The organism is Nostoc sp. LPT (assembly GCF_017115165.1).
Lineage (GTDB): Bacteria > Cyanobacteriota > Cyanobacteriia > Cyanobacteriales > Nostocaceae > Nostoc.
Genome location: NZ_JABXKF010000052.1, coordinates 1 through 18,627 on the forward strand (window position 1 = coordinate 1; position 18,627 = coordinate 18,627).

At 40.1% G+C, this 18,627-nt stretch carries 13 protein-coding genes and 1 pseudogene; 13 read left to right on the forward strand and 1 reads right to left on the reverse strand.

Annotated elements, in window-relative coordinates; genetic code table 11:
• The first annotated feature begins 450 nt into the window (after nt 1-450).
• The 5 genes and pseudogenes from namA to HWQ58_RS11855 form a co-directional block, all read left to right on the forward strand.
• Nucleotides 451-1,518, forward strand: a complete 1,068-nt coding sequence (namA, locus tag HWQ58_RS11835; RefSeq protein ID WP_292862089.1) for an NADPH dehydrogenase NamA — start codon at nt 451-453, stop codon at nt 1,516-1,518.
• Nucleotides 1,519-2,193: 675 nt separating this feature from the next.
• A complete protein-coding gene (locus HWQ58_RS11840; RefSeq protein ID WP_292862092.1) occupies nt 2,194-3,510 on the forward strand; it encodes an MFS transporter in 1,317 nt (438 codons plus the stop codon).
• Between the two features lie 826 nt (nt 3,511-4,336).
• The gene (locus HWQ58_RS11845) at nt 4,337-6,172 is read left to right on the forward strand and encodes a vanadium-dependent haloperoxidase (RefSeq protein ID WP_292862095.1); all 1,836 of its coding nucleotides are present in this window, start codon (nt 4,337-4,339) and stop codon (nt 6,170-6,172) included.
• Nucleotides 6,173-6,257: 85 nt separating this feature from the next.
• Nucleotides 6,258-7,322, forward strand: a complete 1,065-nt coding sequence (locus HWQ58_RS11850) for a hypothetical protein (protein WP_292862099.1) — start codon at nt 6,258-6,260, stop codon at nt 7,320-7,322.
• Between the two features lie 133 nt (nt 7,323-7,455).
• Nucleotides 7,456-7,593: pseudogene (locus tag HWQ58_RS11855) on the forward strand (SUMF1/EgtB/PvdO family nonheme iron enzyme); the annotation flags it as partial.
• 87 nt (nt 7,594-7,680) lie between these two features.
• On the opposite strand, the gene HWQ58_RS11860 reads toward HWQ58_RS11855, so the two are convergent.
• Nucleotides 7,681-7,881, reverse strand: coding sequence for a transposase family protein (locus HWQ58_RS11860; protein WP_292862101.1), 201 nt, complete (start codon nt 7,879-7,881; stop codon nt 7,681-7,683).
• Between the two features lie 156 nt (nt 7,882-8,037).
• Between HWQ58_RS11860 and HWQ58_RS11865 the strand changes: the two genes are divergently transcribed.
• The 8 genes from HWQ58_RS11865 to crtO all read left to right on the forward strand — a co-directional run bounded on the left by HWQ58_RS11865 (nt 8,038) and on the right by crtO (nt 18,284).
• A complete protein-coding gene (locus HWQ58_RS11865) occupies nt 8,038-9,342 on the forward strand; it encodes a Tudor-knot domain-containing protein (RefSeq protein ID WP_292862103.1) in 1,305 nt (434 codons plus the stop codon).
• Between the two features lie 255 nt (nt 9,343-9,597).
• Nucleotides 9,598-10,716, forward strand: a complete 1,119-nt coding sequence (locus HWQ58_RS11870; RefSeq protein ID WP_292862105.1) for an aminoglycoside phosphotransferase family protein — start codon at nt 9,598-9,600, stop codon at nt 10,714-10,716.
• Entirely contained in the window at nt 10,713-11,252 is a 540-nt protein-coding gene (locus HWQ58_RS11875) for a DOMON-like domain-containing protein (RefSeq protein WP_292862107.1), read from the forward strand. The genes HWQ58_RS11870 and HWQ58_RS11875 overlap by 4 nt, the downstream gene beginning before the upstream one ends.
• A gap of 274 nt (nt 11,253-11,526) precedes the next feature.
• A complete protein-coding gene (locus tag HWQ58_RS11880; protein ID WP_292862110.1) occupies nt 11,527-12,261 on the forward strand; it encodes a DCL family protein in 735 nt (244 codons plus the stop codon).
• A gap of 369 nt (nt 12,262-12,630) precedes the next feature.
• Nucleotides 12,631-12,870 (forward strand): hypothetical protein, encoded by a 240-nt coding sequence (locus HWQ58_RS11885; RefSeq protein ID WP_292862113.1) that lies wholly within the window; start codon nt 12,631-12,633, stop codon nt 12,868-12,870.
• Nucleotides 12,867-14,138: an ATP-grasp domain-containing protein gene (locus HWQ58_RS11890; RefSeq protein ID WP_292862116.1), complete on the forward strand. Its 1,272-nt coding sequence runs from the start codon at nt 12,867-12,869 to the stop codon at nt 14,136-14,138. Before HWQ58_RS11885 ends, HWQ58_RS11890 begins: the two co-directional genes overlap by 4 nt.
• 452 nt (nt 14,139-14,590) lie before the next feature.
• Complete coding sequence (locus HWQ58_RS11895) at nt 14,591-16,375, forward strand: P-loop NTPase fold protein (RefSeq protein ID WP_292862119.1); 1,785 nt, start codon at nt 14,591-14,593, stop codon at nt 16,373-16,375.
• A gap of 208 nt (nt 16,376-16,583) precedes the next feature.
• Complete coding sequence (gene crtO / locus HWQ58_RS11900) at nt 16,584-18,284, forward strand: beta-carotene ketolase CrtO (protein ID WP_292862122.1); 1,701 nt, start codon at nt 16,584-16,586, stop codon at nt 18,282-18,284.
• Nucleotides 18,285-18,627: the final 343 nt, after the last annotated feature.

Genomic DNA, 18,627 nt, shown 5'->3' on the forward strand with positions numbered 1-18,627 from the left:
TGAAATCTTTTCCTTGTAATCATCGTGACATGCAGACTATTTGAGATTGCACAACTCAAACTAAAGCAATAAGACAGAAGCTGTTCATGAGCGATCGCCCACTATGGATGAAAGAAACCATTCTGTTTTCTGATTAGTGCAGTTAAATAATTAACTGGCAGGTATCTACGTCAGTTAGATGATATACTACAGTTTATCGGTCGGCTTAATGTACTTTAAATATTATACAGTCTTTATGAAAATATGCATACCTAATTATTAGTGTAACTAAATAAATAGCTAGACATAATCAAGCGTTTGTGTTTTGGGATTGTTTTTGTTGGCTGTGGCGTTTATCGCTCATTTCAGTGTACGGAAGAGAAAATCTCCAGCTGTTTAATGCAAATTCGAGTTCATGCTGCAAATCCCTCCCCAATTTCTTTTACGTAGCAAGAGAAGGAATCAAGATTAATGGCACATCTATTTGAACCATTCAAGATTCGTGAAGTTGTTTTTCGCAACCACATTGCCGTCTCACCGATGTGTCAATATTCCAGTACAAATGGATATGCTAATGATTGGCACGTTATTCATCTAGCTTCTCGCGCAGTTGGCGGTGCAGGTATAGTGTTCACAGAAGCAGCAGCTGTAGAGCCGCGTGGACGCATTAGCCCGCAAGATTTGGGAATTTGGTCAGATTCACACATCGAAACTTTAGCCAAGACTGTGGCATTGATCCATAACTTTGGCGCTGTTGCAGGTATTCAACTTGCTCATGCAGGTAGAAAGGCCAGCACTGCCAAACCGAGTAAAGGAGGGAAAGTGCTGGATGAATCTCAGGAAGGTTGGCGGCCCTTGGTTTCGAGTAGTGCGATCGCTTTTAGCCAAGATAGCCCAGTTCCAGAAGCCCTCAGTCTTGAGGGAATTCAAGAAATTATTGACGCCTTTGCTCAAGCTGCCAAACGTTCTCTACAAGCTGGTTTCAAGGTAGTAGAAATCCATGCTGCTCACGGTTATCTACTGCACCAATTTCTCTCACCCCTTTCTAACCACCGTGAAGATGATTATGGTGGCAGTTTTGAAAACCGGACTCGTCTGCTCACAGAAGTAGTTCAAGCAGTCCGAGAGGTTTGGCCTCAGACACATCCACTTTGGGTACGCATCTCCGCCACCGATTGGGTAGACAATGGCTGGGACATTGAGCAAAGTATTGCTTTAAGCGACAAACTCAAGTCTTTAGGAGTTGATCTCATTGACAGTTCATCAGGTGGGATCATACCGGGCGTTCATATCCCAATTAAACCTGGTTATCAGACTCAATTTGCCGAACGCATCCGCCGCGAAGCTAATATTCATACAGGAGCCGTGGGCTTAATTACATCCCCTGAACAAGCTGACGAGATTATTCGTACAGAAGTAGCTGATATAGTGCTGTTAGGACGTGAACTACTCCGCAATCCTTACTGGCCACATCTGGCAGCCAAACAACTTGGACACGATAAACTCTGGCCTGTTCAATACGATCGCGCTTGGCTGTGATGTCAACTGTGTTTAATTGAGCATCAACCACCTCAAACCCTTACTGTTTAGCAGTAGGGGTTGTCGCTATTCGACCAAACATAGTATGATATGCATTCTGGTCGTAGTGCCGCTGTTTTTTTGCTTTAATACTAAGTATACAAACTTTCTGACTTGCTAACATTAAGCTTTGCTAATACTATTTCAAGGCTGGTGATATGCAAGTCTGCTAAAAGTTCATCAAAAAAATTAGTAGAGACGTTGAAATGCAATGTCTCTACCAATGTCCTCATCCGTGCAAATTATCTTAATCCAAGGGTAATAGGTTAAAAGAAAAAGCACTATGAACAGAGTGAATGCAAAGCACAGGCAAAGTAACACAACTGGACTTACACCCTAACAAATAGAAACGTCTATCCCCCCTTAACCCTGGTTTGTCACTCTCGGAAAACAATAATCGAATCCAGATTCTGAGACTTAGGTTGAATCAAGGTTTGAGGCTTGATTTTTTAACAGAAACTAAAATTTATAGACAAAAAGTGAAAGCCAAAGCCCCATAAACCTTTGGGTTATTGTATTCTCCAAAAGTGACAAAAGAGGATTAAAAAGGGGATCTCTTGTGCGTAAGTCCTAAAAACGAACGAAGGATGAAAACCTTAAACAGGGTTGCAATAATTTTCAAATAGGGAAAAACTGATGATACCAAGTAATAAAGTAAAAATCCAAAAACACAAGCCAAAGTTTTTTGTTGAACTTCCACCTGCGCTTAAATCTGTAAATTTTTCTTGTTTTGTTATTGGACAAAGCTTATCTTTTTTTGGGTCTTGGATGACTCAAATTGCTTTGGTATGGCTAGTTTATCAACTAACTAATTCGGCTGTCTTGGTGGGTGTAGCTGGATTTACAAATCAAGCTATGGGCTTAATTATTACACCCTTGGTAGGAGTATTGCTAGATCGCTGGAACTTACGATATGTTCTATTAACTACTCAGCTAGTATCTATTCTGCTATCTTCTATCTTAACCTTTTTAACTCTTAGCAATAATATCAATGTTGCATGGATTATTGCCATAGGCACGATTCAGGGAATTGTAAAAGCTTTCGATTTACCAGCACGCCAGGTAATTATTCCCAGACTTTTGGATAAGAAATCAGATACTTATAGTGCAATGGCTTCCCATTCATTCTTGATTAATACAGCGAAGTTTGTTAGCCCGATGATTGGGGGTTTACTGATTGCCAGGTCTGGTGCAGCTTCCTGTTTTTTAGTAGATAGTATCAGCTATCTACCATTTGTATCTGCAATCTTAACTATCAAAGTCAACCCAGTTATCAATAATTCCTTGGCTCAAAAACCCCAAATGTGGAAAAATCTTAAAGAAGGGTTTGTTTATGCATACGAATTTTTGCCGATTAAATATTTATTGATATTGCAAGTTACGATTTGTTTTATGGGAATGACTCATGTCAATCTAGTGCCAATTTTTGCTCAAGAAATACTAAATGGTAACGCTGAAACTATGGGTTTTTTGATGACAGCTTCGGCTTTTGGTTCCATAGTTTCAGGTATTTATCTCATCTCTAGAAAAAATGTTATGGGACTGGGAAAAATTATAGCAATCTCTGCCGCACTTTTAGGTTTAGGTTTAATAGTGTTTTCTCGCTCAACAAATTTAGAGATTTGTCTGCTACTCATGTTTATCATCGGCATGAATAATACTCTAACCTTGGCTTCAATCAGTAACTTTATGCAATCAATTCTTCTTGATGAAGATAAAAGAGGTAGGGTAACTAGTATATTTACAACTGGTTTTTTAGGAATACTGCCTTTTGGTAATTTATTTTTTGGAGCATTGACAGGTTACTTTGGTGTTAATAATTCTTTATTATTTGGCGGTGTTTGTTGCATTTTAGGAGCATATTTCTTTAGTAGACAACTGCCCCAAATAAGAAAAATAGTGCATCCAATTTATGCAGAGTTGGGCTTAATTGCCCAGTCCAATAAAGGCTAAATCCGCTTTGATGGGATGTTGTCTGGAAGCGATGTCTACGACGGGCTACGCCTACTCGTAGTTCTCTCAACTCAACCTTTCAACAACAACCGCCTTTGATACTCGATCAAAACCTACCGCGTTGCGTTTTATCCACAGTCTCAAGCAGAGAATACGACGCTGTGCGCCTGTTCCTCTGGGGCTTTCACGCTCTTGTTAAGTTTATTGTAAAAACCTCTTGATTTTTATCACCGATTGTGAGAAAGTCTGATTTAATCTCTAAAAAATACGGTAAATCGATAGATTTACAGGATTATCTAGCTTAACTGGAAGCAAGCGGTGGTTTTAGCTGTGCTTTAATCCCGGCAACATCCGATCACACTGATTACAACTACAAAAGTATAACAGCCATGCAATCAAGGCATCATACGAGCACTGAATGCCGATATTACTGTCAGGAGAATCATATCAAGTTTGGGTGATTACTTCTAATAAAATCTATCAATTTAGGTTGGATTAAACGGCAGTGAAACCCAACATGAATAAGGATCAAATGTTGGGTTACCCTGCGGTAAGCCCCTTCTCTACGAGATGCTGTTCGCATTCGGTTCTACGTTCTTCAACCCAACCTACAGATATTATTAAGTGTTTAACCAAACTGATATCACTCCTATGTAAGTTACCTTTCAGTAAAGTAACCCCAGATATCATCCCAAATCTAGTTCGATTTCCCTGTTTCTCTAGAGGTGGGCATTTCGTGTGTGGCTAGTTGTTCTAGTTTTCAGATGCTCATGTATTCACTTATGACTAAATTTTTGCATTATTTTTTTCCAGTGGAGAACATCTCATGCAATTAGATCCAAATTCTCATCAAGGTTCCGAACAAGATACTCAGGCTAATAGCGAAATAGATAAACTGAAACAACCCCATGTAGCTAGCAAACGTTTCTTTGGTAGTCACGCCAGCAGACGCTCATTTCTCGGTCGCGCCGGTTTGTTTAGTGCAGCTAGTGTTGTGGCAGGGGTTTTCAGCTCATCCCTTTCCTTGAAGAAAGGAGGAAATGTTGTCCAGGCCCAAAAACCTGCTGCAACGTTTAACTATAGCAACTTTCGTAATAGAGCTTTTCAAGTACGTACAAGAGCAGCCAAGGTTAATTGGGAAACTCCTATTGCTCCTCATCCCACCAATGGAGATGAGGCGAAGTATGCTAACAAAATTGCGACGGATACACGAGGATTACCCCATAACCAGCTGGGCGAAGTGGATCTGAAGGCTTATCAATCTTTTATTAATGCGTTGAACTCCGATGATCCCAATGAGTATGAAAATATCATCCTGGGTGGCACACGGAAGCTGGTACAACCGCTCGGTACATTAGCGGTTAGCTTGAGTGGGCTGAATCCGAGCCAATTGACAATTCCAGTGCCACCTACCCTCGATAGTGCAGAGCAGGCGGCTGAATTCCTCGAAATTGCTTGGCAACAACTGTTGCAGGATGTACCCTTTAGCGAGTTCCGCAATAATACAGCTAACCCGCTGATTCTGGCAGCAGTTCAGGATCTGAATCGGTTGTCAGCATTCAAAGGGCCTAAACAGAACGGACAGGTTACACCCGAACTCCTATTTCGAGGCACTGCAATTTACGTTAATGCCTCTGGTGGAACGACTTACCACACGTTACCAGGGGTAGATGTGGGCCCATACGTCTCCCAGTTTTTACTGCGTCCTGTGCCTGCAGGAACACAGAGTTATGTTCAGCTTAACCGTGTTCCCCTAGCTATTCCCGAAAACACTTTTCAAACCAACTATAACGAGTGGTTGCTGGTACAAAATGGTGGCGATCCTGGTCGAACGATTAAATTTGACTCAACCCGTCGCTACTTTATTAACGGGCGCGACCAGTCAGAGATTGCCCATACGCCACCACCCGTCTATGCAAATGCTGCTCTAATTCTACTCGCCAAGCCAGTCATTGATAACCTCCTAGCTGGTGGCGTTGGCTCACCTTACAATCCCGGTAATCCTTATAACAACTCGAAGACCCAAGCGAGTGGTTCTGCGACATTTGGTCCAGGGTATTCACAATCTCTCATCGCTTGGGTTGCTCCACATGCAATCAGAGCGGCTTATTGGCAGAAGTACTATGTTCACCGTCGTTTGCGAGCAGAGGCTTATGGTGGGTTGGTTCACAACAACAAGGTGAATAAAACAAACTATCCGATTCACCCCGATGTTTTTAACTCAGAAGTACTAGACCGCTTCTTCAGCAAAAATAAATCCTATCTGCTACCGCAAGCTTTTCCTGAAGGGGCACCATTCCACTCTTCTTATCCAGGGGGCGCTTCGGTGTCCGCAGGTGCCAGTGTCACGATTTTGAAAGCACTATTTGATGAGAGTTATGTGATTCCGAATCCGGTGGTACCCGATCCCAAAGATCCCACCAAGTTGATTCCCTATCAAGGGCCACTGCTGACCGTGGGCGGCGAATTGAACAAACTGGCGGCAAATATTGGCTTGGGTCGTGATAGTGCTGGGATTCACTGGCGCACAGATGCAGCAGCGTCGTTGGCCCTTGGCGAAGCGATCGCCATCAGCATTCTTAAGGATGAAAAGCTAACGTTCCGCGAAAAATTTGCAGGTTTCACCTTCACCAAGTTTGATGGTACAAGAATCACAGTTTAAAGCTTTGACTGTTTAGAAAATATAGAGACACGAAATATCGTGTCTCTACATTTACTTAAATCCTATTTAGTTTCAGAGTTCTACAATGTCTGATCTTCGGAGATTTTACTCTCGATGCCTGCGGCGGGCTGCGCCTACGCGATCTATGTTATTGACCATAGCGGTAGCGATCGCGCTCTTGATATCTACAACACAAGCACTCAATCCCAAAAATATAGTATCAGCACAAGAAGCATCGCCGGACATAGAACTAGCTAAGAAATTAGGTAAAGAAATTATTGCTGCTTGTCCCGTTGTCTCTGATACTAAAAATTTAGCTGCCTTCAACTCATGCGCTGACAAACTCGCTAAGCTAACAACTCTCCGCAAAACCATGAATGCACCCTTCTTGTGGGGCGCTCAAAGCAAAGTCGGTAATTACAATCTCAAAGATAATCAAACAACTGAATTTGATCCGTTAGTTTGGCGTCGCATATACCTAGCCACTTTTATGTTCAAAGGTGAACCAAAAGTTGAACAGGTAAACAATTTAATTGTGATTCACCTTCCCATTCAGTTCCGCAATCAGCTTGATATTGGTGCTTATCCTTATCCTTTTTGGCACTCATCGAAAAAGTGGAATTCTTACCAGCAAAGTACTGAATTACTTTTGTTTCTAGAACAGAAAAAGCTCAAAGGGGCGCTGCGTTCAGCTGTGGTTGACTCACAAAGACCAGTAGTAAATCATGTATGGGATGGTAAGTGGGTTTGGAATGATGCTCATGGGAAGAAGCAACCTTATGTAACACTATATACCCGTTTGTTTTCTCCATCAAACCCACACGTTGCTGAAGTTGATGCTGCCTATCGTGCATTTGAGGTTAATCTACGTCAACACGCTTGTATTGTTTGTCATAGTCCAGACAACGCAGCTAAACAAAACCCTTTATTAATGCTGAGTTATCCAAATCAAGCGCTCTCCTTACGACACGAAACGGTGCGCCAAATTAAAGAAAAACGAATGCCGCCTCCGGCTGGTATCGTTAACGAGCAAGAGCGACAAAAGCTGCTTGAACTCGCCCAAGCATTTGCCCAAGCAGGCGACCAAGCCCTAGCTTACGAAGGAGAAAAAATAACTTCTTTCAAGCTCATTAAAACAATTGGTGATTGAATCTGATGTGGTGCTGTCAGTGCTAGTTCCTGCTGCCGCCACACAGGCAGCCTCAGAAGTCGCTCAAGCAATAGGCAGCGTTGGTAAAAAGCATTTTCAGTAAACCAAAAAGTTTTTCTTTAAAGAGCGATCGCCTGGAGATGTAACGGTGACTAACTTCTGTATTGATAAATATGAGGTAACAAACGCACAATTTGGTGAATTTGTCAAAGCCAGAGGATATGCGTCCTCTTATAAACTGCTAAAGTCAAGTCGGCTCAAAAAGGTCTAATTTTTTGAGCATCCCTCACAAGGCACAGATTAGCGATCGCACCCAAGCTAGGAAATTTATGCGAAGACAATAGACCTCCTGCACGAATCAAGAAGTATGTGCCAGTTCGGAGTTAAGCAACCTAGCAATTAGATTTATGCGTAAGCCAAACCGCTTTCTACGGTTGCGATAACGCCCTGAGAAAATGCGAAATATTTTGAAGCGACGAATTGCATATTCTACTCGCACCCGCAGTCGGGCTAAAGCTTGATTATGCTGCTTTTCCTCCTTCTGCGATCGCCTGTGCAATATCTTTAAGTGTAGCGCCTGTTACTAACGTCGTTATTTTCTGGTCAGGTCGGGGAACTCTATATTGAAATACGCTTCAGCAATTCGCCCAGCGTTGACCATCTGGGCTGATCTGAACCGTGTTGTCACGATATTATGAGTTTTGAGGATCGGCTGATGGATAAATCAATTATTCAGTTGGTTGACGAATTACCAACTGACAATATTACTGTCAAAGTTTTAAAGGCTCTTGATTATGTAGCACCAGGTGAATGGAGCAATTTGACGGGGTTTGACAATAATATCCGCGCCATTACTGGAGAAACCGATGCTAAGATAATTCAGAAAATTCGCGATCGCGCCGTCACGCTATACCAAGATCCTCAACAAAGCTACCAGTTTGCAATTAAACTTTATCAAACAATTGATAAGGCAGACACAGCTATGGCAGCGGCGGCTTTAGCAAATAAAGTTAGTGAGAAAATCGGCTTTCTTTCTTTTTTAGGCAAAATTACTCCTAAAGCTGATGTCACTCAATCCATTGACTTAGTATTGAAAATCGCCGTCGAAATCATCGCCTTTTGTAAACTAAATGGTATTCCTCAACCTAATCCTCAAGAGTTTGCTAATTCCCTGACTAACAACTATCAAAATGCATCCCTAATGCGGATGGTAGCTCTAGTTTGTCTAGATGGAATTCTGCCCTTGGGCCCTGACTTTCTTAGCAAAATTCACGGAGTTATTAGTGGCACTGATGCTAGTGCAATAACTCAAAATCCGGTTTTCTTAGCCGTTAATAACTTTCTTCCAGGCAGTAATCCTTCTGATAAAGTTGGTTTTATCAGTCAAGGTTTCAACTCCGTACAAGGCTGGATGAATAATTTAGTATTCAAGACAGGCATAACCCCGCAATCAATTTCTAGTAATTTGGGTAATTTTATTCAGATTGCTGATGATAATTTAGATTTAGTTGCAGCATTCCTAGATCAAACTACCAATTACTACGAGCATACAGGAATTCAAACTGTCGCTCGCGATTTGATTTTGCAAGCATACACTTTAGTAAAAGAGGAAATCAAGCAAGAGCAACAAAAGCCGATTCAAGATGTCTCATCTGCTGTTAAATCAGATAAGAATCAGTATGAAGTAAGCAAAACAGTAGAAGTTTGGGATAATGATCAGGAAGATTGGTATCAGGGAACAATTGAGAAAATCCAAGATGACCAGTTCTTTATTCATTACCTTGGTTACGGTTCATCTTATGACCAGTGGGTGGGCGAAGATGACATTCGGACTCGCGATCTTCGCTCCACGGATGAAAATGGATATGCAGTAGGTCAAAAAGTAAAATGTTGGGATGATGACCAAGAAGCTTGGTATTCCGCAACAATTGAGCAAATCCAAGGCCAGCAATACTATCTTCACTACGTTGGTTATGACTCATCTTATGACGAGTGGGTTGATAGCGATGAGATTTCCTAACTGTTGAATTAGCACGGGGTTGATGAGAATTGCAACCCGCAGATTCCCGACTTTTTTGAAAAGTTGGGGATCTTGTTTTTCACGAATGGATTCAGGATTGCTGTAGTACTTTTAAAAATTCATAATTGACAGTTTGGTAATCAATTACGAATTACTAATTACGAATTACTAATTACAAATTATCTTGACACTTGCGCTACGATATCCCCTATTGCTTTCGTGCAATGTACGTGAGGAGTAGTACAGGTCAAACAGATGATAGAAGAATTCAATACACAGGATACCCGGAATCTGGTGGCGATCGCTAACCAATTCGCCCAACTGGGGAAGGTTACAGGCGTTAAAGCATTTGGCAGTGGTAATATAAATGACACCTTTTTAGCAACTCTAAATTCCTCAAAGGAACAACATTTTGTCCTGCAACGCATTAACACACAGGTATTTCGTCAGCCACAATTGATTATGCAGAATATGCGTACTTTAACTGAACACGTTCAGAAACGGTTGCAGGATACACCCCTTAATCGTCGCTGGGAAGTGCCACGTGTATTGTTGACCAAAAACGCTCAAGACCACTGGAGGGATGCAGATGGTTCATTTTGGCGGGCAATCAGCTTTATTGAAGGCTCCCAGTCTTTTGATAGTATGTGCGATCGCTCCCACGCAAAAGAAATCGGTTATGCCTTGGGCATGTTCCATAATTTAATCAGCAACTTGCCAGCAGAAAAACTTGCTGACACCCTTGAAGGGTTTCATATTACACCGTTTTATCTTCAACATTACGAGAAAGTTTTGGTGAAAACTAGTGCGCCTCAATCCTCTGAAGTTAATTATTGCTTACAGTTTGTTAGCGATCGCCAAGCCTTTGCACATATCTTAGAAAATGCTAAAGCTGAAGGCAAGCTACCTCTGCGTTTGATGCATGGCGATCCAAAAATTAATAACGTGATGTTTGACATTGTTACCCAGCAAGCCGTCAGCGTCATCGACCTGGACACTGTGAAACCCGGTTTGGTACATTACGATATTGGTGATTGCCTGCGATCGGGTTGCAATCCGGCTGGTGAAGAAACCGAGAATTGGGAAAGTATTTATTTCGATACCGATTTGTGTCAGGAAATCTTACAGGGTTATCTCGCTGTGGCTAAGGCATTTCTGACCGAGAATGATTATGCATATATATATGATGCAATTCGTCTAATTACTTTTGAACTAGGACTGAGATTTTTTGCTGATTATTTAGCAGGGAATGTCTACTTCAAAATCAAACACCCAGAACATAACTTGGCAAGAGCGATCGTCCAGTTTAAGCTGACTGAAAGTATTGAATCTCAAGAAACGCAGATTCGCAAAATTATCAAAGATATGAAATGAACCTCCAGACATTTTTCCTGCAACCCTTTCCTTCTACTGAGTCCTTTCCTAATTTGAAAATTACAGGTAATATCTCCCGAAATGCTAATCAACTTACCATCTGCTACAACCTTGGAGGTGACTTAAAAAAAATTGCAATTGCTCCACCATCAAATGCACCATCACGCAAGCATGAATTGTGGGAAGACACTTGCTTAGAGTTTTTTCTTAGCATCAAAGATTCTCAACGGTATTGGGAATTCAACCTCTCCCCCGCCAGACATTGGAATGTCTATCGCTTTGATAGGTATCGTCAAGGAATGCAAGAGGAAACAGCCTTTGAAAAGCTACTGTTTAGTGTTCAGAATCAAGCCGATGGTTTCGCCCTTGCGTTAGATGTCGATTTGGATAAAATTATCTTGGCAAACCAAGCTATTGAAGTTGCCATTACTACAGTTATTAAACACAGAGATGGTGAGGTAACTTACTGGGCGTTAACTCATAGAGGCGCGGAGGCTGACTTTCATCTACGAGACAGTTTCATCGTTGAGTTGTAAAGACTAATATTCAGAAATTTATCGTGAGTAGCTGACTCAAGATGTCATTCTAAAACATTGCGGGTATTATGAGGATATATTCAAAAAATTATGTAAATATATATTAACATAACTTGTATAATATAGAACTAATATCTGATTTTTAAACAAGATTTTAGAGAAAACCCTGATAAAACGGGCTTTTCAATCTCAGTATATTTTCAGAAATCAAATTGGAGTCCTATATTGATATAATTATTATTTACGTATCAGGTAACATGTATAGAAAAAGCTAATGGCAAGACAGCCTATTGTTCTGAATGGCAAAGAGTTCAAATTTCAGAAGAACGCCAAAGAATACTTTAAGCAAATGCTTGAGAGATATCGTAATGGTCAAACGGTTGATACTGATGATCATGAAATGCTTCTCGCCCTCATTGAGCGTCATCTTGAAGCTGACAAAAAGATTGGATGTGGTGTAAAGTGCTTCTATAAGGATAGAACCGATATGCCTACAAGTTGTTTCTGGATAGAGCGTAAAGATGGCAGTAAGACTGACTTCTCCTACCTAACAGCTATAGCCGCAAGAGGAAAGTCACTATATCAAGAATTCGTTGAGGCTTGTCGAAATGCAGTTCAGGATGACCTCAAGAAGATTAAAGAACAATTTTTTAAAAAATATGCTGATGAAACTGGCAAAGTAAAATGTGATATTACAGGCGAAAAAGTTGCTATCTACGAAACCCATCTCGATCACAAAAAGCCTTTAACATTCCAAGTTCTTGTAAATACGTTCCTTGCGGCTAATGAAGTTGAGATTAAGCCTGAAATGCTTTCTATGTCTCAGGATGGTCAATTCCAAACTACCTTTTTAGATATTGAACTTAAAGAGAAATTCAAGCGCTATCACTATAAGATGGCTGATCTAAGAATAATAAAAACTGAACTAAATCTTAGTCTTGGAGGTTCTGAGAGAATTTTAAAGTCTAAGAACCCAGTAATTATTCCAAAAGAATTATTTGATGATTGAGTCTCTTACGCCAAACCTTAAAGAAATGATTCCAGAACTCCTTGTTATGAATCAAATTGTGCCTACGGCAGATCCACAGCAAAGAGTAAAGGCATTTTTAAGAATTATACCTGTTTATAATCACCTCTTGAATATTTTCAAAGTGCGATCACACTAACAGGGAGAAAGATTAGGTTAAAAAATATCTCAACCACAGCACTCTTTACACATTTACACCTTTATGATATTACTTCATCAGATGAACAATCATTTCAGACTAATGTTATCTTAAAAGAATAAATAAACTAATTTATTTCTTTCGCTTGATAGAGTTAATTAAAACATAAGTAAAATATATAAATAAAGAGCAAATTACTAAATATTAGCTTTATGCAAAAAAAGTATAGCAATCTTCAGAGTAGAAAATATAGTGAAATCAAACAATTACAACGGTTTTACAAACAAAACCGACTAAAAGATAGATTCATTTTGCCGAAATTAGCCCAAGCCTTAGCTGCAATTACTGAAAAAATTGTCTCTGAGCAAGACAGGGTACTGCTGGTAGGAGTGCAGACAGAAGATGTATCTGTCCAACTATTTGGGGATGCGGTTTTTGGGAGGGCTAAATGAACTCAAAATATAACTTTCAATACTTTCAAGGAAGTTCTCTTTCTGATCTATTTGCTCAAGACATCACAGATGCATCTTATGGGTTTATCCTAAATTACCCTGCAACTGCCAGTTGGGCTGCTTATCCCAACCTGGAAAAATATTTTATTCAAGATGGCAGTAGTGAAGCCACCAAAACCTCCTTTGACAAGATTTGCCAAAAGGAACCTTGGAAAATTTTAGCTGTATTAGGCGATCGCATTCCAGGAATTGCAATTAATCCGCCGCCAAAGTCGCTGCTTGCATACTGGCAAGAGTATTTCGGCTTCAGCTACTCCAATAGGTTGATGATGGATCGCTTGACTTATCTGGATGACCTCAGTCACAGCGAACGCTTTGACAAACTCATTACTCTATTTCCCTTTGATCGTCTAAAACCTGAAAAACACGCTATTGATTCAGACACCCATTACCGCTTACTCAGCAAAGTAACCCTAGCCGAACTGGGGGTGCAATGTCCAAAATACGAGAGTTACAATTTGCACTCCTGTAGTCTAGAAGACATTCAATTACCACAATTTCCCTACTTAATTAAAACGTCCCACGGACTCTCAGGAGAAGGCACTTATATCATCAAAAGCCTCAGCGATCTCAACTACTGTCTTGAAGAAATCAATAAATATCTGGATATTAAGTTGCTCGATAGAATTATTGTCTCGGAGTTCATCAAGAATCAGGTGCAGAATTACTGCGTACAGTTCTATGTCAACAAGGCGGGAGAGATAACCCTCATCGGCACTACCTGCCAACTAGTCACTCCAGAAGGTAATTATTTAGGGGGACTGATTGACTACCGCAACACTGACATGAGCAAGTTCTTTGAGATGATTGCCGCCATTGGTCAGTATGCTCACAAACAGGGTTATTTCGGCGTAATTGGGTTTGATGTACTAGAAGACCAAGACGGACAATTTTATGCGATCGATGCCAATTTCCGAGTCAATGGCTCAACTCCGTTGTGTTTGCAGCGTCATACTCTACTGGGACTGGGAAAGCAAGTAGCTAAATATTCCAGTGACTACCGTATGGAAGGAACGTTGGATTCAATTTTAGTAACTTTAAAACCAGAACTAGATCGCAAAGACTTGATTATCCTATCAGCTTTAGAGAAGGTCAAATACGGAAAAATCTATACCGAAATTTATGCGATCGCTACTGGAGAATCTCTCGAAGAAATGCAGTATATCGAACATAAATTACACGATAAAGGATTACAATGGCTAATTTAATTTGACGTTTTATAGTATATTGACGATTGAAAAAAAAGTTATTTTTGAAGCTTATAGGGTTTTAACAAAGATGGATTATTTTTGTTTGATACAATTAATATAAATTTGACACAATTAATATAAATTTTAAATCTAAATTTATTATGATTTGGTTTTTAGAAGATATCCTAAAGCATTTACCACCTGGACTTCGCGCCTGGAATTAAGTTTATAAAACCTCAATAAATGATAGTTGAAATACATACAGCAGATTTCAAGGAAGGTGAAGTACACAACGATTCGTCTCAAAGCTAGGTATAAAGCCTGTTTTACTTCAGTAGGACTTACGCATTCACAAGAAATGCCAAATATGGAGAAGTTTAAAAACCACATCTTTCGTAAGGGCACAGCATTGCTGTGCCCCTACAGCACGGTCTATTTCCGATCGCAGTATTAAGTAATCAAAATTTTTTATGGCACAGACGGAAATTAACGATATATCGGTAGATAGCTCCTTAGTTGATCCAGAAAAAGACCTGTTAGGACATGCCAACTTCGCCAAGTATCTAGCAGACAGCATTTGCAAAATGCCTTTTCCCGAAGGTTTCGTTATTGCAGTTTATGGTTCTTGGAACTCTGGCAAATCTACATTATTAAACTTTGTAGTTCACTATATTCAGCAAAAACCAGACGAGGAGCAACCAATAATCGTTCCTTTTAATCCTTGGTTATTGTCTGGACATGAAAATATCACAAGACGCTTTTTCGAGCAATTACAAAACGTTTTAAGTCAAGAGTCATCTGTGCCAAAAGGTTTGAAAGAGAGACTAGCTGATTTTGCCGCCATTATTTCAGATATTCCTCTACCTTATGCTCAAACTGGCAAAGCATTAGCAGCATTATTGGACGAGAAGGACAAGGAAGCGGCCCAATTAAAAGAAGAAGTAGAAGACACGCTAATACAGCAGCAGCGGCGAATAGTCATAACAATTGACGATATTGATCGGTTGGCTGCTGAAGATATCAAGCAGTTATTTCGTATTTTCAAAGCAATGCGGAATTTTACTAACGTTGTCTATTTGATAGTTTTTGACAAAGAAGAAATTGTCAGGAAAACAATTGCAGATACCAAAGAAATATCAGGTAAAACATACTTGGAAAAATTTATTCAAGTTAGTTTTGAGTTACCTATTCCTGATAAAACCTCACTTCGCAGGCTGCTTTTTGCAAAGCTTGATAAGATATTTGCTGAAACTCCAAAACAAAAATTTAACCAAAGTCGCTGGGGTGATATTTACTTTCAAGGAATAGATCATTTTATTATTAACATCCGCAATATTGTTCGTTTTGTTAACACTTTAACAGTGACGTATCCAGCAGTAAAAGATGAAGTAAACCCAGTTGATTACATTGCTATTGAGTCTTTGCGAGTCTTTAGTCCAAATATATATAGCATAATCCATAAAAATCCTCATATTTTTGCAGGAGAGGTAAACCCTTCAATAGATGAACTCAACACTCTTCTGAATACCTGGCTTGCTCAACTGCCAGATGAGGACAAGCAGCCCATTAAAAATCTGCTAATGTACCTTTTTCCGAAGTTAAAATTCATTTTGGGTAATACCTATTTAGATGAAAAACAAAAGTTAGAATGGCGCGAACAACTACGTGTGTGTAGTTTAGAAATATTTCCTATTTACTTTCGTCTATCGTTATCAGCAGACGAGTTATCTAATATTCAAAGAAAAACTATCCTTGGTTTAGTTGGAGATGAAGACAAATTTAGAAACCATTTGATAGAACTTGCTAAACAAAAACTTCCAGACGGTACAACACAAGCTAGAGTATTTATAGAACAGCTAGAGAATTCCACTGTACAGGAAATTCCTGTAAATTATATTCCCTCAGTTGTGGAAGCATTGTTTGATGTAAGCGAGCAACTCTCATTGTGTCAAAATGATGAATCTAATGGCATTCTTGATTTTGGAGATGAAGTTATCATCAGTCGTTTTATATTACGGCTGTTGCATCAGCTTGACGAAACATCACGGTTTGAGTTGCTAAAAAAAGCAATTACTCAAGGTAAAGCATTAGCAATAATTAATCATGAGATTGCAACACTAAAAAAGCAACAAAGTCAATATGGTGTAGATAAATTTAACTTAGAAGAAGAATGGCTGGTGAATGCACAACACCTCAAAGAGCTGGAAGAAATGACTACGAAAACGCAGGTAAAAAGTGAGAAAAAGGACAAGTAATCTAAGATTTGGATTTATTTATAGCCTTGCTCATTTGGGCACAATCCTATACGTAGATATTAGCAAAATTAGATTAAAAATAAATTTGCTTCTTGGCGATAAAAATACTACTGCTAGATATAAAAATATTCTATAACCCACGAAAGATTTAGATATCTTCAGCACTTTCTAATATCAGGGAATATACTTTAATCCCCACATTGCAGTCATGGAAGCGTATGACGTTGTAATTATTGGCGCTGGTCATAATGGTTTAGTTTGTGCAGGCTACCTACTGAAAGCAGGTTACAGCGTCCTGTTATTAGAAGGGCGATCGCTCCCCGGTGGCGGTTCTACAACTGAAGAACTTATGCCTAATGAAGCGCCTGGTTTTAAATTTAGTCCTTGCGCGATTAACCATTTGTTTATTTTCTTAGGGCCAGTTATTCAAGAGTTGGAACTGCATAAGTACGGCTTGGAATATCTTAGCTGCGATCCGGTTGTCTTTTGCCCCCATCCTGATGGTAAGTATTTCTTAGCCCATAAATCGGTGGAAAAGACTTGTGCGGAAATTGCCCGTTACAGTCAGCGTGATGCTGAAAAATACGCTGAGTATGCCGACTTTTGGCAGCGCTTTATTAAAGGGATTTCTCCTTTCTTCAATGCGCCACCCAAATCAATTGTTGATATTGCAGGCAATTACAATCTCAATAGTCTGCAAGACTTATTTTCCATTCTAGGTGGCTCTAATACAACCCTTGATTTACTTCGTACTTTACTCAGCAGTGCCACAGATAATATTAACGAGTATTTCGATTCTGAATTTCTCAAAGCACCTTTGGCTCGACTCTCAGCAGAACTGAGTTCCCCTCCCTCGCAAAAAGCTATGTCCTTCGGGGCGATGATGATGATGTTGCGTCATAATCCCGGTATGGCAAGACCGCGTGGCGGTAGTGGCGGACTTGTCGAAGCTTTGGTGAAGCTGGTAACAAGTGAAGGTGGCACCATCCTCACTGACCAAAAGGTGGAAAAAGTCTTGGTAGATAATGGTAAAGCTGTCGGTGTGCGGGTTGCTGGTGGTAAAGAATATCGTGCCAACAAAAGTGTAATCTCAAGTATTGATGCCAAACGCTTATTCCTGCAACTAATGGATACTAGCGATGTCGATAGTGCCGATTGCAACTTACGCGAAAGGTTAGACCGCCGCATCATCAACAATAATGAAACCATCCTCAAAATCGATTGCGCTCTATCCGAACCGTTGCGCTTTGTACACCACAATCACCAAGATAATTATCTGATGGGTTCTGTTCTGATTGCTGATTCCGTTAATCATGTGGAACAAGCTCATAGTCTGATTACTCTAGGCAAAATTCCTGATGAAGACCCATCAATGTATGTGGTGATGCCTACCGGACTCGATCCATCGATGGCACCGGAAGGCAAACACACATTATGGATAGAGTTTTTTGCCCCTTATCAAATTGCTGGTGCAGAGGGTACGGGGTTAAAAGGTACGGGTTGGACGGATGAACTGAAAAACAAAGTTGCAGACAAGGTGATTAATAAACTGGCGCAGTACTCGCCTAATCTGCAACATTCAATCATCGCCCGTCATGTAGAAAGTCCGGCTGAGTTGGGAGAACGGTTAGGGACTTACAAAGGTAATTATTACCACATCGATATGACCTTAGAGCAGATGCTTTGTTTCCGTCCGTTGCCGGAATTAGCTAACTACAAAACACCAATTGATAACTTGTATCTTACTGGTGCTGGAACTGATCCGGGTGGTTCAATTTCCGGTTTGCCGGGACGTAACTGTGCGCGTGTGTTTTTGCATAATGAGCAACCCATTGCCCAGAAACTCAAGGAAGCGGGAGGTACAATCAAATCTGCTTTCGCATCTGTCTTGAGGAGTGAATCAGACTAACAGGCTGTTTGTAAAAAAAGTAAATAGTATCAGGAAATTGCGTCATTTGAAATTCGAGTCTGAAGTAGGTAAACGGCTACAGATGAGATTTTCTAAACTTTTTCGGGTAAGTTCCTGATGCTTCTTAGTCGAAACTATCAAAAATCTAGACAATGCCCTGAGATACATCCTGTGACGCTTTCAGATTCCCCAATAGACAGAGAACTGGAACCGTAATAATAATTAACATATATATGTAGAGTAGAGTTATTAAAAAATATTTTTAATAGCAACTGATACTAACAAAGCAACTGAATTGCCTACTGAAGCTAAAGTCTCTAACGCTGTCGAAGGCAATTTCCAA

Bases quoted from the DNA above. Each gene is read 5' to 3' on its own strand.
- HWQ58_RS11840 (WP_292862092.1), top strand. From the start codon at position 2,194: ATGATACCAAGTAATAAAGTAAAAATCCAAAAACACAAGCCAAAGTTT.
- crtO (WP_292862122.1), top strand. From the start codon at position 16,584: ATGGAAGCGTATGACGTTGTAATTATTGGCGCTGGTCATAATGGTTTA.
- HWQ58_RS11845 (WP_292862095.1), top strand. From the start codon at position 4,337: ATGCAATTAGATCCAAATTCTCATCAAGGTTCCGAACAAGATACTCAG.
- HWQ58_RS11880 (WP_292862110.1), top strand. From the start codon at position 11,527: ATGGCAAGACAGCCTATTGTTCTGAATGGCAAAGAGTTCAAATTTCAG.
- namA (WP_292862089.1), top strand. From the start codon at position 451: ATGGCACATCTATTTGAACCATTCAAGATTCGTGAAGTTGTTTTTCGC.
- HWQ58_RS11865 (WP_292862103.1), top strand. From the start codon at position 8,038: ATGGATAAATCAATTATTCAGTTGGTTGACGAATTACCAACTGACAAT.
- HWQ58_RS11870 (WP_292862105.1), top strand. From the start codon at position 9,598: ATGATAGAAGAATTCAATACACAGGATACCCGGAATCTGGTGGCGATC.
- HWQ58_RS11875 (WP_292862107.1), top strand. From the start codon at position 10,713: ATGAACCTCCAGACATTTTTCCTGCAACCCTTTCCTTCTACTGAGTCC.
- HWQ58_RS11885 (WP_292862113.1), top strand. From the start codon at position 12,631: ATGCAAAAAAAGTATAGCAATCTTCAGAGTAGAAAATATAGTGAAATC.
- HWQ58_RS11895 (WP_292862119.1), top strand. From the start codon at position 14,591: ATGGCACAGACGGAAATTAACGATATATCGGTAGATAGCTCCTTAGTT.
- HWQ58_RS11890 (WP_292862116.1), top strand. From the start codon at position 12,867: ATGAACTCAAAATATAACTTTCAATACTTTCAAGGAAGTTCTCTTTCT.
- HWQ58_RS11850 (WP_292862099.1), top strand. From the start codon at position 6,258: ATGTCTGATCTTCGGAGATTTTACTCTCGATGCCTGCGGCGGGCTGCG.